General features: G+C 59.4%; 13 protein-coding genes. 11 read left to right on the forward strand and 2 right to left on the reverse strand.

The window, feature by feature from the left end:
* Window positions 1–30: 30 nt before the first annotated feature.
* Window positions 31–999 (reverse strand): quinoprotein relay system zinc metallohydrolase 2, encoded by a 969-nt coding sequence (locus HYPMC_RS08675; RefSeq protein WP_013947519.1) that lies wholly within the window; start codon window positions 997–999, stop codon window positions 31–33.
* Between the two features lie 447 nt (window positions 1,000–1,446).
* Between HYPMC_RS08675 and HYPMC_RS08680 the strand changes: the two genes are divergently transcribed.
* From HYPMC_RS08680 to HYPMC_RS08725, 10 genes are all read left to right on the forward strand, one after another.
* Window positions 1,447–3,267 (forward strand): methanol/ethanol family PQQ-dependent dehydrogenase, encoded by a 1,821-nt coding sequence (locus HYPMC_RS08680; protein ID WP_013947521.1) that lies wholly within the window; start codon window positions 1,447–1,449, stop codon window positions 3,265–3,267.
* 293 nt (window positions 3,268–3,560) lie between these two features.
* Entirely contained in the window at window positions 3,561–4,232 is a 672-nt protein-coding gene (locus HYPMC_RS23700) for a c-type cytochrome, methanol metabolism-related (RefSeq protein WP_244421006.1), read from the forward strand.
* A gap of 181 nt (window positions 4,233–4,413) precedes the next feature.
* Window positions 4,414–5,376 (forward strand): substrate-binding domain-containing protein, encoded by a 963-nt coding sequence (locus tag HYPMC_RS08690; protein ID WP_013947524.1) that lies wholly within the window; start codon window positions 4,414–4,416, stop codon window positions 5,374–5,376.
* Window positions 5,377–5,462: 86 nt separating this feature from the next.
* The gene (locus HYPMC_RS08695; protein WP_013947525.1) at window positions 5,463–6,074 is read left to right on the forward strand and encodes a PQQ-dependent catabolism-associated CXXCW motif protein; all 612 of its coding nucleotides are present in this window, start codon (window positions 5,463–5,465) and stop codon (window positions 6,072–6,074) included.
* Window positions 6,075–6,319: 245 nt separating this feature from the next.
* Window positions 6,320–8,179 carry a monovalent cation:proton antiporter-2 (CPA2) family protein gene (locus tag HYPMC_RS08700; protein ID WP_013947526.1) on the forward strand — a complete coding sequence of 620 codons (1,860 nt, stop codon included), beginning with the start codon at window positions 6,320–6,322 and terminating at the stop codon, window positions 8,177–8,179.
* Between the two features lie 164 nt (window positions 8,180–8,343).
* On the forward strand, window positions 8,344–10,353 hold the full coding sequence (gene tkt, locus HYPMC_RS08705; RefSeq protein ID WP_013947527.1) for a transketolase: 2,010 nt from the start codon (window positions 8,344–8,346) through the stop codon (window positions 10,351–10,353).
* A 43-nt stretch (window positions 10,354–10,396) separates the two neighbouring features.
* Window positions 10,397–11,608 carry a phosphoglycerate kinase gene (gene pgk, locus HYPMC_RS08710; protein WP_013947528.1) on the forward strand — a complete coding sequence of 404 codons (1,212 nt, stop codon included), beginning with the start codon at window positions 10,397–10,399 and terminating at the stop codon, window positions 11,606–11,608.
* Between the two features lie 27 nt (window positions 11,609–11,635).
* Window positions 11,636–12,433, forward strand: a complete 798-nt coding sequence (locus HYPMC_RS08715) for a cytochrome c biogenesis CcdA family protein (RefSeq protein ID WP_013947529.1) — start codon at window positions 11,636–11,638, stop codon at window positions 12,431–12,433.
* A gap of 14 nt (window positions 12,434–12,447) precedes the next feature.
* Window positions 12,448–13,266, forward strand: coding sequence for a bifunctional hydroxymethylpyrimidine kinase/phosphomethylpyrimidine kinase (gene thiD, locus HYPMC_RS08720; protein WP_013947530.1), 819 nt, complete (start codon window positions 12,448–12,450; stop codon window positions 13,264–13,266).
* Window positions 13,267–13,721: 455 nt separating this feature from the next.
* A complete protein-coding gene (locus HYPMC_RS08725) occupies window positions 13,722–14,912 on the forward strand; it encodes an OmpP1/FadL family transporter (protein WP_244421007.1) in 1,191 nt (396 codons plus the stop codon).
* A 66-nt stretch (window positions 14,913–14,978) separates the two neighbouring features.
* Here the strand turns inward: HYPMC_RS08725 and HYPMC_RS08730 are convergent, their stop codons facing one another.
* Entirely contained in the window at window positions 14,979–15,527 is a 549-nt protein-coding gene (locus tag HYPMC_RS08730; RefSeq protein ID WP_013947532.1) for a hypothetical protein, read from the reverse strand.
* A 152-nt stretch (window positions 15,528–15,679) separates the two neighbouring features.
* On the opposite strand from HYPMC_RS08730, the gene HYPMC_RS08735 reads away from it, so the two are divergent.
* Entirely contained in the window at window positions 15,680–16,885 is a 1,206-nt protein-coding gene (locus tag HYPMC_RS08735; RefSeq protein WP_013947533.1) for an MFS transporter, read from the forward strand.
* Window positions 16,886–16,888: the final 3 nt, after the last annotated feature.

A 16,888-nucleotide genomic window follows, 5' to 3' on the forward strand; every position in this document is an offset into this window, starting at 1 on the left:
GGAGCCCGCCGCCGGGCACAGCATCGTCTTTCATTCCCACTCAAGCTCGGTGTAGGCCGCTGTGACGTTGCGCGGATTGTGCTCGTCGAAAAGGGCCCATTTATCCCGCTCGGACTGAGCCGCAGTCGCGACGGCCTGTTCGAGCGTTTTTCCGTCCTTGATCATCTTGCGGACGTCGGTTGCCAAGACTGTCAGGTAGCGCTGCACGGGCAGGATGGCGTCAGGCCACGTCATGGACTTTGGCCCGTGGCCGGGGACGGCGCGCTCGGCCTTTTCCTGCATCAATTCGGGAATGAGCTTGAGCCAGCCGACGATCGAGCCATCGAGCGTCGGAATGTGCCCCGAGAACAAGAGATCGCCTAAAAAGAACGTCCCGGTCGGTTGGTCGTGGATCGTCAAGTCATTGTCGGTGTGAGCTGTCGGCCGGGCCTTGAGCGTCAGGACGCGCCTGCCAAGGTCGAGTTCGAGAGTGTCTTTGACGAGCACCGTCGGCGGGATGATTTCGGTGCCTTTAAAGGCGGCTTCGCCGAGGCGCTCGCGGGCATTCGCCAGATAGCTTTCCTTACGCGCGTAAAGTGCGGCGGGAAGCTTGTAATGGCCCACGAATTCCAGGTTCGACGCCTTGAAGGCAGCATTGCCCATCACGTGATCGGGATGCATGTGCGTGTTGATCACGTAGCGAATGGGCTTGTCCGTGATCTGCTTGATGGCGGCGTGGAGATCGCTTCCCATAGCGAATGATCCGCTGGTGTCGATGACGGCTGCCGCCTCCGAGCCGACGATACAACACGGATTGGAGATATCGCCCCGGTTGGCCTTGTTCACGAGCTGATATTTGCCGACGTGAACGAAAATTCCTGGAGCGATTTCAAGAACTCCGATCCGTTCAGCCTCGGCGCGCGAGATCTGGGGCAGGAGGGGCAGCAGTGCTGTCAGCGCAGCGCCTCGCAGAAAGTCTTTTCGGGAAGGTTTTCCAATGGGGAAGGGATAATCGATCATGCATGCGAGCCAGTTGATTACGGCTCCTAGTATGCGCCTCTTTCCGCGGCATTTGAATTTACGCCCTTCACGAAAGCGCGAGTTTTTGTGATCGGATGCCGCGATTTTCACATTCGGGAACAATTAGACGTGCAGCGCACCATTTTTGCTGCGCCGCAATTTTCCCCCATAAACACAGGGGTTTTTTGGGTCAGAAGGGTTGTCCTAATTTGCCGCACGAGAATGATCGTCGCACTTCGTGTTGCGGCTTGAAAAAAAAAGTGTCTACATGCCCCCCGTTCACGCGGACTACCGGTTTCTACACGGTTTCGTGAAGACTCCTGCTGCGGCCGGGCAAAGACGGGAAAAAATCCCGCAAAACCTGAGATCGGAGTTGGGAGATATCGGCAGTCCGCGGGATCGACTTGCAAGCGTGGCAAGACATTTGTCTTAAACGGAGGAAGCGCGATGCGCAAAAGTGCATTCGCATGCGGCTTGCTCGCAACTGCCGCATTCTCGGCGTCCGCATGGGCGAACGAGGATGTGATCAAGTTGTCGAGCAATCCGAATAACTGGGCGCAACAGTCCGGTGACTATGCTGGTACCCGCTACTCAAAGCTGGACCAGATCACGACCGAAAACGTCGGTCAGCTGAAAGTGGCTTGGACGTTCTCGACGGGCGTTCTTCGCGGCCATGAAGGCGGCCCGCTCGTGATCGGCGACGTGATGTACCTTCACTCGGCGTTCCCGAACATCGTCTATGCTCTGAATCTCGCTGACGAGCAGAAGATCATCTGGAAGTACGTGCCGAAGCAGGATCCGTCGGTTATTCCGGTCATGTGCTGCGACACGGTCAACCGTGGCGTGCAGTACGCTGAAGGCAAGATCTTCCTCCATCAGGCTGACACCGCTCTCGTCGCTCTCGACGCGAAAACGGGTAAGGAACTGTGGAAGGTCGTCGACGGCGATCCGAAGAAGGGCGAGACGGGCACGGGTGCTCCGCTTGTCACGAAGGATAAGGTGATCATCGGTATCTCGGGCGCTGAATTCGGCGTTCGCTGCCACGTCACCGCCTACGACATCAACACCGGTAAGAAGGTGTGGCGCGCCTACTCGATGGGTCCCGACTCCGACATCCTCGTCGATCCGGAGAAGACCATGTCGCTCGGCAAGCCGGTCGGTAAGGATTCTTCTCTGAAGACCTGGAACGGCGACCAGTGGAAGATCGGCGGCGGTTCGACCTGGGGCTACATGGCCTTCGATCCGGACCTCAACCTGATCTACTACGGCACGGGTAACCCCTCGACCTGGAACCCCGCTCAGCGTGCGGGACCGGATGGCAAGCCGATCGATCAGAAGTGGTCGATGACGATGTTCGCTCGCGACGTCGACACCGGTATCGCCAAGTGGGCCTACCAGATGACGCCGTTCGACGAGTGGGACTATGACGGCATCAACGAGCCGATCCTGGCCACCCTCGATATCAAGGGTCAGGAGCGCAAGGTTGCGGTTCACTTCGACCGTAACGGCTTCGGCTACACCTGGGACCGCGTCACTGGCGAACCGCTCGTTGCCGAGAAGTATGATCCGGTCGTCAACTGGGCGACTGGCATCGATCTCGACAAGTCGAGCCCGAACTATGGCCGTCCGATCCGCGTGAAGAAGTACTCGACGTTTGCGAACGGCGCGGACTTCAACACGAAGGGCATCTGCCCTGCGGCTCTCGGTTCTAAGGACCAGCAGCCAGCGTCGTACTCGCCGCTGACGAAGCTGTTCTACGTGCCGACGAACCACGTCTGCATGGACTACGAACCGTTCAAGGTCTCGTACACGGCTGGTCAGCCTTACGTCGGCGCCACGCTTTCGATGTTCCCTGGCCCGGATAAGCCGGAGCGTATGGGTAACTTCATCGCTTGGGACGCAACGAAGGGTAAGATCGTCTGGTCGAAGCCTGAGCAGTTCTCGGTGTGGTCAGGTGCTCTGACGACGGCCGGCGGCGTTGCCTTCTACGGCACGCTCGAAGGCTACTTCAAAGCCGTCGACCAGAAGACCGGCAAGGAACTGTTCAAGTTCAAGACGCCGTCGGGCATCATCGGCAACGCCATGACCTATGAGCAGGGTGGCAAGCAGTACGTTGCCGTGTTCTCGGGCGTTGGTGGCTGGGCCGGTATCGGTCTCGCCGCTGGCTTGACGAACCCGACCGATGGTCTCGGCGCCGTCGGTGGCTACGCTGGCCTCTCGGAGTACACGAACCTCGGTGGCTCGCTCACCGTGTTCGCTCTCCCATAGGCTCGAGCCTAGACATAAAGGAGCCGGTGCGGGGCAACCCGTGCCGGCTCTTTGCCGTGAAAATTGCGCCGAATTAATGCAGTGGCCGAAAAAACATCTTTCAAGAAAATGGCACAATCTGCTACGAGGGCGACAATTTGTAATAGTCTAACAGGCAAGTTTGCGCAGGTATTTATCCCGCGCACTGTTCTATCGGACAGCAACAAGGGGTCCATTTGGAAAAAGGGCTCCATAAAAAAAGACCAATGGGCGGTGGCGACCCACGCAATTCAATCCAGGAGAAGAGGATCCTCGTGAACAAGTTGATTAAGACACTTGCAGTCGTATTGATGACGTTCGGGGCTGCAGGCGCTGCCGCTGCGAAGGAGCAAACGAAGACTGACGAAGCACACGCAGCGGCTCCCGCTGCGAAGCTGATGCAAGTTGCGGAAGATGCCGCTCCCAATCCGGACGATCCGAACGCCCCGCCTCCGGGCTCGCGCAAGCCCGATGGCGATGCCGTCTATCCGAACCCTGTCAGTGAACTGGCGAAGAAGGATGGCATCAAATTCGAAGACGGCCGTTATCGCAACAAGGACGGCGATCCTGTGCCGGTCGTAACGAAAGACTACATGGTGGACTGGGGTACCTGGAACGGCTTCCGTCGCTATCATGACGCCTGCCACGTCTGCCACGGTCCGAACGCTTTGGGCAGCACGTTTGCTCCCGCTCTCGCCGACTCGCTGAAGACGATGGATTACAATACCTTCATTGCGACCGTTTCGAGTGGCCGAAAGGTGAACCGCGGCGGCACAGAGTTCGTCATGCCGTCGTTCGGCGAAGACAAGAACATCATGTGCTACATCGACGATATCTACACGTACATCAAGGCGCGCTCGACAGGGGCAATGCCTCCGGGTCGCCCGAACGGCCGTGAAGACATCTCGCCGGAAGCCAAAAAAGCTGCCGACGACTGCACCGGCTGAGGTCTGGAAGTTTTTTCCGACCTTCTCATATGAGAAGCCTGCGCCGCGCGTCGGTGTCGCGTGATGCAGTCCAGGACTATCGGCATTTCAATGGATCGGGGGCGGGTCGCGAACGCGACGTGCCCCCAGTCCATATCAAGGGCCGCGACGTTCACGCCGCCATAACAAAAAGGTTACTCACGTGAGGAAACAAGCGCTCAAGATTTCGAACTTCTCAGCGCCGACTTTGGCGCTCGGAGTGATCGCGACGACCGTGTCGATGGTCTTTGCATTCGCAGGTGCGGCGCAGGCCGCTGAAACTCCCAAGGCCGACCTCGTCAATCGTAAAGAGCTTCGCGTCTGCGCGGACCCGGCCGATCTTCCGTTTTCGGACCAGAAAGGCGAAGGCTTCGAAAACAAGATCGCAAACATTATCGGCGACGAACTGAAACTTCCTGTCGTTTATACGTGGTTTCCCAAGGCAACGGGCTTCATTCGCATGACGCTCAACGCCAAGCGCTGCGATCTGGTGATCGGTTGGGGGCAGGGCGACGACATGGTGCTCAACACCAACGCCATTTATCGTTCGACCTCGGCGCTCATTTACAAGAAGGGTACCGGCCTTGATGGCGTTGAATCGCTCAGCGATCCGCGTCTTCAGGGAAAGCGCATCGGCATGCAGCAGGGCTCGGCCGGCGCTACGCTCGCAGCGAAATACGGACTGATGGCCAACGTCCACGGCTATCCGATGATCGTCGATCGCCGCTATGAAAACCCGGCTGAAGACATGATGAATGATATCCGTAAGGGTGACATTGCAGCCGGTATTCTGTGGGGACCGATGGCAACCTACTGGGCGAAGCGCGATGGCGAGCCGCTGGTTGTCGTCCCCCTCGTCAAAGACAACGGTGCTGCACGTATCGCGTTCCGCATCACGATGGGCGTGCGCAACGGCGACGACAACTGGAAGCGGCGACTCAATGAGGTGATTCGCAAGCGTCGCGCCGACATCGACAAGGTGCTGCTCGACTACGGCGTGCCGTTGCTTGTCGATGATGATACATCGACCGAGATGGTCACCAAGCCGCGACAGTCGGAAACCGATCTGCCGGCGCCGTCGAATGCGGCCGCGACGACACCAGCACCAGCGGCTGCGACGCCCTAAACAAAACGCATTAGTGATATCGGCCCCGCTCGTCGTTTGGCGATGGTGCGGGGCCTATTCTTTAGGCTGCAATTGGAGTTCCGCGGATGCCGCTGAAATCGGCCTTGCCAAAGTTTCTGGCGGCGGTGATCGCGGCATCAAGCACGTTCGGCAGTCTTGCCATCGGCTCCGCCGATCGCGTGTTGGCCGAAGACGTCTCCGGGCCATCGCCCGTCGGCCCGCCGCCGCCCGAACCGAATAGCTATCGCACCGACAAATATCGTTCGCCGGTGCCGTTGACGCTGAAGGGCGCTACTGTCCTATCAAGCAGCCAGGCCATGAAAGTCTGGTCCGAGGGCCACACGGTATTTATCGACGTTTATCCGCATCCGCCGAAGCCCGCAGGGTTGCCGCCCGGTACGATCTGGCGGGAGACAACGCACATGACGATTGAAAATGCGGTCTGGCTGCCGAATGTCGGCTATGGGGCGCTGTCATCTGGGTATGAGAATTATTTCAAGCACAATCTGGAAAAGCTCACTGCCGGGGACAAGGCAAAACCGCTGGTCTTTTTCTGTCTCCGAAACTGCTGGATGAGCTGGAATGCCGCGAAACGGGCGCTGAGTTTCGGTTATACCAATGTCTCATGGTTTCGCGATGGTACTGACGGTTGGCAAGAGATCGGCGGCCTCGTCGTCGATGCGCACCCGCTGCCTTAGAATTTCGGATTGAAATCTCCGAATTCGTCACCGGCGGATTTCCTTCGGCGGCGGCCAATAATCCATTGACTTCAATGTGTCGCACCTGCTGCGAGACAAGACGTGAAATTCTGCGCGCGTCAGTCAGTCCACGTTCATTGGTGGTCCAGATTTGGGTTGTCATACAACGGCGTGGGGTGGCGTATTGCAGATCTCTGCTTAAATTGCCTTGAGCGTGCGAGGGTACCGCGACAACGGGGGACGATGTGACACTGAATGAACTGGCAATCTTGTTGGCCGCGTTGGCGCTTGCTGCTCCGCTTGCACGGTGGCTCGGCATAGCCGCTGTGCTTGGCTATTTGGTTGCCGGGGTCATTCTCGGTCCTTACGGAATTGGGCGCATGTTTTCCGTGCAGGACGCCGAGCAGGTTCTGCACTTCGCCGAATTCGGCGTCATTCTATTGCTTTTCCTAATCGGTCTGGAGCTTCGTCCGCGGCGACTATGGGCCATGCGTCAGGCCATTTTCGGGCTCGGAACACTGCAAGTCGCCATTACAGGCCTTGCGCTGGCGTGCGTCGGCATTTTCTTCCTGGGCAGCGAATGGCAGCCGTCGCTGTTTGCTGGGACGGCGCTGGCGCTGTCTTCGACAGCATTTGCACTTCAGGTGATGGAAGAGAACGGCGAGCTCTCGACCCGGCACGGCCGTTTAGGGTTCTCCATTCTGTTGTTTCAGGATATCGCGGCCATTCCGCTGATCGCTTTGGCGCCGTACTTCGCCGTGTCGGCAGTTAAGACTCATACTGGGATCGATTATTTTGCGCTCGCGAAGGGCTTGGGGACGATCGTTCTGGTCGTGGTCGTAGGTCGGTATGTTCTCGATGCGTTGCTGCGCCTCGTGGCCCTGTCGCGCGTCAAGGAAGCGATGACCGCTGCAGCGCTGCTGACGGTCGTCGGTATTACCCTGATCATGGAAGCTGTGGGGCTTTCAGCCTCTCTCGGTGCTTTCATCGCTGGCGCGCTGCTCGCAGAGAGCAGCTATCGACATGAGCTTGAAGCCGACATTGCGCCGTTTGAGGGCTTGCTGCTTGGCATCTTCTTCACCGCGATCGGCATGTCGCTCAATCTCGGGCTGCTGATTTCGGCGCCGGCACTGATCATATCGGCAACTCTCACCCTGATCGTGGTCAAGTCGGTCATTCTGTATCTGCTCGGACGCTGGCAGGGGCTTGACTCGGGACCGGCGCGACGGCTTGCGTTCGCGCTTTCGCAAGGCGGTGAATTCGCATTCGTTTTGCTGTCGGTTGGGCAAGCGGCGGGTGTGCTAGGCAGTGGCTCGTCGCAGATCATGGCGGTCATCGTAACGCTGTCGATGGCGATGACGCCGCTGTTGCTGGGCGTCGACCGGCTATTTTCGAAGAAGTCGAAGGTCGAGATGCGGGCATTCGATCCGCTGCCTGACAACGATGGGCATGTGGTGATTGCTGGCTTCGGCCGGTTCGGCCAGATAGTGGCCCGCGTGTTGCGCGCCAAAGGCGTGCCGTTTACGGCGCTCGACATCAGCGTCGAGCAGGTGGATTTCGTCAAACGGTTCGGCAACAAGGCCTTCTATGGCGATGCAAGTCGGCCGGAAGTGCTGGAGGCTGCGCAAACCGACAAAGCGAAAGCCTTCGTGTTGGCCATCGACGATGTCGAAGCGTCGATGCGTGCGGCGGAAATCGTCAAGACGCATTATCCGCATGTGCCGATCTATGCACGAGCGCGGGATCGAATGCATGCCTACAGGCTGCTCGATCTCGGCGTTGCTGCGATGCGGCGCGAGACGTTTCTGGCCTCTCTCGATCTCACAAGAACGCTGATGCTTGGACTAGGGTATTCTGAGCGTGTGGCGAACCGCACCGTGCAGACGTTTCGCGAGCATGACGAGCGGCGTCTGAACGAGGATTACAAGCTCGCGACCGATGTCGAGAAGCTCTTGGAACGGGCTCGGACGTCTCAGGCCATGCTCGAAAAGCTCTTCCGCGAGGACGAGGTCGAGGAGGCCAAGTTGGCGCAGGCTGAGAAGGCCCAACGCGACGCCAAGGGCCAGCGGGAGAGCAAGGTCAAGGCGGGCGGTATCGCGTCCTGAGCGTGACACTTGGTCCGTCGCGGGGCGGCGGGGCCTGAAACGCCCTGTTTTTTGCCGTGCGCTACCCTTGCGCGCGCGGTAGACGCCGCTGCAATCCCCCGGTAAATGTCCCACCACTTTACAGCGCGCCAGCGGCGCTTAGCGGAACGGACTTAAGTAAGATAATGAGCAAAGCTCAAGTCGTGGCGGAGACATCCTCAACGCCGAGCCTCGAGGATATGGCTAACGCCATCCGCGCGCTCTCGATGGATGCGGTTCAGGCTGCCAATTCTGGGCATCCGGGCATGCCGATGGGGATGGCGGACGTTGCCACGGTCCTCTTCACCGAAGCGCTGAAGTTCGACGCCGGCGCGCCACAGTGGCCCAACCGGGATCGTTTCGTTCTCTCGGCTGGTCACGGTTCGATGCTTCTTTATTCGCTCCTCTATCTTACCGGCTATCCGGAAATGACGATCGAGGAGATCAAGAATTTCCGGCAGTTCGGATCGAAGACGGCGGGCCATCCGGAATATGGTCATGCACCAGGCATCGAGACGACGACGGGGCCGCTGGGCCAAGGCATCGCCAATGCGGTTGGCATGGCGATTTCGGAGAAGCTGCTCGCGGCGCGGGTCGGCTCAGATCTTGTCGATTACCACACTTATGTCATCGCCGGTGACGGCTGCCTGATGGAAGGCATCAGCCAGGAAGCGATCTCGCTGGCCGGGCATTTGAAGCTCGGCAAGCTGATCGTGTTCTGGGACGACAACTCGATCACCATTGACGGCGCGACGAGCCTTGCCGTGTCGGACAGCGAGGTGAAGCGCTTCGAGGCGTCTGGCTGGAATACGATCCGCGTCGACGGTCATGACGCGGCGGCGATTTCAGCGGCGATCAAGACGGCAAAGGCCGATCCTTCGAAGCCGTGGTTAATCGCGTGCAAGACGCAGATCGGCTATGGCTCGCCGAACAAAGCTGGAAAATCGTCGGCGCATGGCGAAGCGCTGGGCGCGGATGAGATCAAGGCCACGCGCGCGCAGCTTGGCTGGCCATACGAAGCCTTCGAAATCCCTGAACACATCTTGTCGGCGTGGCGTGCTGTCGGAAGCCGCCATGCGAAGATGCGTGACGACTGGACGAAGCGCGAAGCCAAAGCGGATGACGCGACGAAGGCGCTGGTCTCGGGGCGCGATCTCAAGGCCACAGTTACGAATGCGATCATCGCCGCGAAGAACGATTTCGCGGCCGACAGCGCCAAGCGCGCGACGCGTGTCTGGTCGCAGATGACGATCGAGCGGCTCATTCCGGTGCTGCCTGAGGTCATCGGCGGCTCTGCGGATCTTTCGGGATCGAATGGCACCCGCACGAAACATCATGTGTCCGTTACGCCCGACAACTTCGCGGGCAACTATATGCACTATGGCGTGCGCGAGCACGGCATGGCAGCAGCGATGAACGGCATCGCGCTGTCGGGCTCGTTCGTGCCTTATGGCGGCACGTTCCTCGTCTTTTCCGATTACTGCCGGGCTTCGATCCGTCTCTCGGCATTGATGCAGCAGCGTGTGATCTACGTTCTGACGCACGATTCCATCGGCCTCGGCGAGGACGGGCCAACGCATCAGCCGGTCGAGCATTTGAGCGCGCTGCGCGTCATTCCGAATTTGCACGTTTTTCGTCCGGCCGATGGCATCGAGACGGCTGAGTGCTGGGAGTTGGCTCTCGTCACGGCCGACACACCGTCGGTGCTGGCGCTTTCACGCCAAGCCGTACCGAACCTTCGCACCAAGGGCGATCAGAACCTCAGCGCCAAGGGTGCCTACGTGCTGACACCGACGGAAGGCGCGCGCGACGTGACGCTTCTCGCAACCGGTTCAGAAGTTGGTCTGGCGGTCGAAGCCGCTGCAACTTTGGCAAAGGATGGGGTCAAGGCTGCGGTGGTTTCGATGCCGTCGTTCGAGCTGTTCCGCGCCCAGCCCGAAAGCTATCAGAACGAAGTTTTGGGAGATGCACCGCGTATTGCGATCGAAGCAGGCGTACCGCAGAGCTGGTACGAATGGCTGCGCAAATCGGATGTGTTCATCGGTATGCATGGGTTTGGTGCTTCGGCGCCGGCCTCGAAGCTTTACGAGCACTTCGGCATTACCGCGGCGCATGCGGTCGCGGCTGCGCGCAAGGCGATCGGAAAAACTTCGTGATGCACTGAAACGCAGGCGCAGCGCAAACCGTAATGGTGTCTTGATGAACCTCGATAAGTTGAAGACGACCGACGGCATCGACGTCGCAGGAAAGCGCGTGATCGTGCGGGCAGATCTGAACGTTCCGGTCAAGGACGGGAAGGTGACCGACGCGACGCGTCTGGAGCGCGTGCTGCCGGGCGTGAAGGCGCTGGCTGATCGCGGGGCGAAGGTTATCGTCATCTCGCATTTCGGACGGCCGAAGAACGGACCGGAAGCGGACTTGTCGCTGCGGCCGATCGCAGACGCGATGCAGCAGCTTCTGGGGCGGCAGATTGCATTCGGGCCGGACTGTATCGGGGAACAGGCACAAGCGACGGTCGGCGCGCTTAAGAACGGTGACGTCGCGCTGCTCGAAAATCTGCGCTTCCACAAAGGCGAAGAAAAGAATGATCCGAAATTCGCCGAAGAGCTCGCGAAGCTCGGCGACATTTTCGTGGGCGATGCTTTTTCGTGTGCACATCGCGCTCATGCATCTACGGAAGGACTGACCAACTTCCTGCCGTCTTTCGCAGGTCCGCTGTTGATGGAAGAAATCAACGCACTCAGAACGGCGCTGGAAATACCGCAGCGCCCGACGGCGGCCGTGGTCGGCGGGGCGAAGGTGTCGACTAAAATTCCGGTTTTGACGAACCTCGTCGCGAAGGTCGACAAGCTGATCATCGGCGGCGGCATGGCGAATACGTTTTTGCAGGCGTCCGGCGTGATGGTCGGCAAGTCGCTTGCGGAGCCTGAATTCGATGCGACGGCGCGCGATATCATGACGGAAGCCAAGCAGAAGGGTTGTGAGATCATTCTGCCGGTCGATGCCGTTATCGCGCGCGAGTTCAAAGAAGGTGCGGCGAATGAAGTGGTGGCGGTCGACGAGGTGCCGTTCGACGCTATGATATTGGATGTTGGTCCAAAGTCCGTTGCGCGCACCACCGATGTGCTTGCAGCGTCGAAAACGCTGCTATGGAACGGTCCGCTCGGCGCTTTCGAAATTTTGCCGTTCGGAGAGGGCACATTTGCGCTGGCGCGCGCTGCCGCGGAATTGACGAAAGCCGGTAAGCTTGTGTCGGTTGCCGGCGGCGGCGATACGGTCGCCGCCTTGAATGCTGCCGGTGTGACGGACGATTTCACGTATGTCTCGACCGCGGGCGGCGCGTTCCTCGAATGGCTCGAGGGGCGTGAGTTGCCCGGCATCGCGGCGCTCACGCGCGAGAAAGTGCATTAGCCCGCGGGCAGTTTGAAAGAAGGCAGCATGCTGGCAGATGTCCATATCTACCTCGGTGTCGCGCTCGCGGGACTGGTAAGTTTTCTCTCGCCATGTGTGTTGCCTCTGGTGCCCCCTTATCTGGGTTACATCGGCGGCACGACCCTCGATCAGCTGACAGGGGAAGACAAGATCGACCGGCGCGTCTGGTTGCGCGTCGTCGCGTCCGCTGTTTTCTTCGTGCTTGGCTTTACGACCGTGTTCGTCAGCCTCGGTGCGGGTGCAAGCACTATCGGTCAGGTTTTGCTGTCCTATCGAGCGGCGCTCGGAACTGCGGCCGGCGTCGTCATCATCCTGTTCGGCTTGCACTTCCTTGGCATCTTGAAAATTCACGCGTTCTATAAGGAAGCGCGCTATTCGGCGGCCGAGATGGAGGCAAGCTTCTTCGGTGCTTACATCATGGGGCTTGCGTTTGCGTTCGGCTGGACGCCGTGCATCGGGCCCGTGCTCGCAACCGTGCTGACGCTCGCAGCGAGCGAGAACAGCCTCGCGACCGGCGTCAAACTGCTTTTGATCTATTCGCTGGGGCTCGGGGTTCCGTTCATTTTGGCGGCCGTCGCTGTCAGGCCGTTTCTCGGCTTCATGCAGAAGTTCAAACGGCATTTCGTGACGCTCGAGAGGGTGATGGGGTTGCTGCTCGTCGTGACCGGCTTGCTGTTCGTGTTCGGCGCGCAGAACTGGTTCAGTCAGTGGATGATCGAAAACTTTCCGGCACTCGGCAGGATTGAATCCTACGTTACGCCGGCCGATCTCGGGGCCGAGATTTTGAAACAAGGGGCGCACTGAACGCTGTCGATGCCATGAGCGCTGAAACGCCTCCGATTGCGCTGACGATTGCTGGCTCGGACCCGTCGGGCGGCGCCGGCATTCAGGCCGATCTCAAGACGTTTGCTGCGCTCGGCGTTTACGGCGCCAGCGTCATAACGGCGTTGACGGCGCAGAACACGACCGGCGTATCTGGTGTGTTTGCGATCCCTCCGGATTTCATCGCAGCCCAATACCGGTCTGTCGTATCGGATCTTTCGGTTGGCGCGATGAAGACCGGCATGCTCGGAGATGTTGCGACCGTCGAGATTGTGGCGTCGCTTCTAGGAGAGACGGGCGCCGCGCCTGTCGTCGTTGATCCAGTCATGGTGGCGACCAGCGGCGATGTGCTGCTGAAGCCGGATGCCATTGATGCCGTGCGCCACGCACTAATTCCGCGCGCGAGCCTCATCACGCCCAACCTTCCCGAGGCCAGCCGTTTGCTCGATCGTCCGGAAGCGACGACCGAGGCTGACATGCGCGGACAAGCCGAGGCGCTTATGCAGTTCGGCTGCGGGGCTGTTCTGCTCAAAGGCGGCCATGGGCGCGGGGAGGATGTGATCGATATGTTGTTCGACGGCAAAACGCATGCGTCGTTTCGTAGGCCACGTATCGTCACAAGCAATACACACGGCACGGGCTGTACATTATCGGCGGCGATTGCGGCCGGTTTGGCTCTCGGCAAGCCTCTCGATGCGGCTGTCGCCGATGCCAAGGACTTCGTTTGGGGCGCGTTATCGTCGGGTTCGCACTTGCATGTTGGAAAAGGTCGCAACGGTCCGATCGACCACAATTTCGCACTCAGAAAACTGTAGGCTGATTTTCGGGGTTCAACGTTTTTGGGTTTCCAATATGCGATCTGTTGCGAGGGCGCATCGTCCAGCACCGACTCGCCTGCTGCGTAAAGAGTCAAGTCTTGCACCATCAGTAGGACTTTGGCAGCTTGCGCGCGATTTCGGTGGCACGTCCGCCGCTTAAGGACTCCGGGGGGAGCGCCAAGCGACGTTTCGAGGGATTGAGACTCGGCTTGGCAAGAACCGGTCCGCTTCGGCGGGCCGGTTTTTTGTTGCCCAGGAAGCACAGCGCTTAGGCATCAAATCCGAACACTGAGTTTCATGTTTGAAACCCTGATGTGGCGCGGAGGCGATGCAGCTATTGTGGCATTTGTGGGGAAGGCGCTGAGTCGTCCTGGGGGTCACGAATGCTGTCTTTGAGCAAAATCAACATAATAAAAAATGCGTGCCGCCTTTTGGGAATTAGCTCGGCAGCCGTGCTGGCGCACATAGGCACGGCTTCCGCCGGCGGTTTCGATATTCACGAGCAATCGACCGTGTTTCTGGGTTCGGCTTCGGCAGGGTCGGCGGCAGGCGGCAGCCTCGGCTCGATGTTTTGGAACCCGGCGGCGACGGCCCAGTTTCCGGGTTTGAACACTGAATCGTCCTACACATTGATTCTTCCCTACGCGAATGTGGACGTTAGCAATCCGTTGGTTGGCTCCGGGAGCAGCGGCAACATAGGCATCGATGCGGTGAGCGGTGCAAGTTATGCCGCCCTCCAGATCAACAAAGACCTCTGGGTTGGTCTCGCGCTGAATTCGCCGTTCGGCCTTGCGACGAAGCCCGATAACGTGAACTATCCGGGTTCCTATCTCGGCGTGACGACCAAGCTTTTGACGATCAATGCCAACCCAACGATCGCCTATCGCATCGCGCCTGGAATCACGATCGGTGCTGGACTTCAAATAGAATGGGCGCAGGCGAAGCTTCAATTCCGCGATCTACTGACGCAAAAACTCGATAGGTTCGGCGGGGCGGATTGGGCATTCGGAGGTACCGCGGGTGTCACCCTTGAGCCATTTACCGGGACAACCATTGGTCTCGGCTATCGATCCCAGCTGACCCATAACATTGATGGATCCTTCAGTGCCCTTGGCGGCCTGCCGGGGACCGCTACGGTCAACCTTCCAGATATCGTCACTCTCAGCGGGCGGCAGGTCATAACGCCGACGACGCGGCTGCTCGGTACCGTAGAGTGGACGAACTGGAGCCGATTCAAGAACCTCCCGCTATCGTTGCCATCGATCGGGGGTGGGCTCAATCTGCCGACGAACTGGGCTGACGGCTGGTTTTTTTCAGTTGGTGGAGAATACGACTATACGCCCTATTTGACGTTGCGAACCGGTGTCGCCTACGAAATGTCGCCCATCGATTCTGCGACGGGGCGGATCGTCCAAATTCCAGACAATAATCGCGTTTGGCTGAGTGTCGGCGCGAGCTATAAATGGACCGAAGCAACAACGTTCGATATCGGCTATTCGCACATCTTCATTCAGGACGGCGGTGTAGACATTAGTACGCCGGAAGGAACAGGCACCCTCGCCCCACTCCCAACCTTGGAATTCAAAGGCGAATCGCAAGCTGCGGTCGATCTTGTCTCGTTCGGCATGCGGACGAGGTGGTAAGATCAGCCAAGCCACAAAAAAGCCGGGCATGGAGCCCGGCTTTTTTTGTGTCACTATGCCCGGCAGCTAATCGGCCTCATCAACCTGCAACTCGTGCAGGATGCTTTCGAGAACGCCTTCGAGTTTGTTAGCCGATGTTTCAAGTGCGCTCGCGGCGGCGACGACGCGGTTCGATTGGGCGGCCTGCGATTGGCTCATGGCATAGAGCTTACCGGCATTGCGGGCGATTTGCTCGCAGCCTTGCGGATCAAACGGATTGGCCTGGAGCGACCAGGCGATATCGTGAATGTCTTCGGCAGCCTTGAGCATGGCATGTGTCGGCAGCACGCTTTCATCCATCGTCGGGCGTGCCAGGAGGGCGGCTCGGGTCTCGGCCATCTGGGATCGGACGACTTCGATTTCGGCCTTGAGCTGGCCGAGCAGCGCCGGCGGCTCGCGGAGGGAGCCTTGTAGACGGCGAATGGCGTCTTCAAGCAGGGCGCTGTCCAGGCGGCGCGCGCGGCGGCCGTGCTCGGCCAGGAACCAGCGTCCGCGAGCGGTTTCGAGCAGTGTCGCCTCAATGGCGCGGTATTCGGTTTCAATATCGTCGGTAACGGGCGAAGTGAGAGCCTGCATGCCAGTTGTGCTCCGCAAAAAATCGCCTCAACGGGTATGCGATTCGCAAGTGGCGAAGACACAACCTCCGGCTGAACTAAACAGGACTTATCGGGCAGCGCTACGCCTTCCGCGTTATAGTGTGGCATGAGCATAGAGATGCGAGGACGGGCATGGTCAGCGGGGATGACGCAAAGCGCAATTTCGCGATGCGCGTCGCGCTATTTTACGGTGCGTTGTTCGTCTTTTACGGCATGCACACGCCGTTTCTTCCAGTCTGGCTGAACTGGCGCGGACTGTCTGCCGGCGAGATCAGCACGGTAATCGCGGCGCCACTGTTCCTGCGTGTGTTCGTGTCACCCGTGGTTGCGATGGCAGCAGATCGGAGTGGAGCGCATCGCCGGTATCTGGTGGTGCTTGCGTGGCTGACGATCGCGCTGGTGTTGGCACTGGCCGCATCATCGTCGTTCTGGCCGGTGCTGTTGTTCGCGATTGCCCTGATGCTCTGCAACTCGACGATCATGCCGCTGATCGAGACGATCGCGGTGACGGGTGTTCGCCACCGTGGCCTGGACTATGGGCAAATGCGGCTGTGGGGATCGCTATCGTTCGTGGCGGCAAATTTTATCGGCGGGTTGGTGATCTACGCTTTCGGCGGTGGAGCCGGTATTTGGCTGATTGCGTTCGGGTGCGTTCTGACTGTTGCTGCCGGACATTTCCTGTCTCCCGACGAGCGATTTGAAGATGCGATCAAGCCAGCGCTGCCGTTGTGGCGGTCGTCCGTGTTGCACGATCTCCTAAGCCAGAAGCAATTTTGTTTGTTTCTCGTGGCGGCTGGTCTCGTTATGGCTGCCCACGCGGCGTTTTTCACATTCGGAATTCTGCTTTGGGAAAAGCAGGGCCTTTCGGCTGCTTGGTGCGGAACGCTGTGGGCCGTCGGCGTCTTTGCCGAGGTCATGCTGTTTTCCGTTTCCGGACGGGCGGTCGCGCGGATTGGATCATTACGCATGATCGCGCTTGCCGCGTTGGCGTCGATTGTGCGTTGGTCGGGGATGGCGTTCGAGCCGCCACTTGCGATGCTTATTCCGCTGCAATTGCTGCATGGCGCGACCTATGGCGCTTGCCACATCGGCGCGATCCACTTCATCCACGAAAACGTGGCGCGCGATAAGCAGGGCACGGCGCAATCACTCTACGCGACAATGGCTGCGGGTGTCGCGCTCGGTGCGGCGACGCTGGTCGCTGGATGGATCTACGTGCGCGCCGGGTCGCTGTCATATCTCGGGATGGTCGCGATCTCGATGGTGGCGCTTGGCGCAGCGCTTTGGCTGCTCCGCAACCGCAGCGGCTCGACGATGGCGGCGGCGGATCCAGTGTAAGGC

The organism is Hyphomicrobium sp. MC1 (assembly GCF_000253295.1).
Lineage (GTDB): Bacteria > Pseudomonadota > Alphaproteobacteria > Rhizobiales > Hyphomicrobiaceae > Hyphomicrobium_B.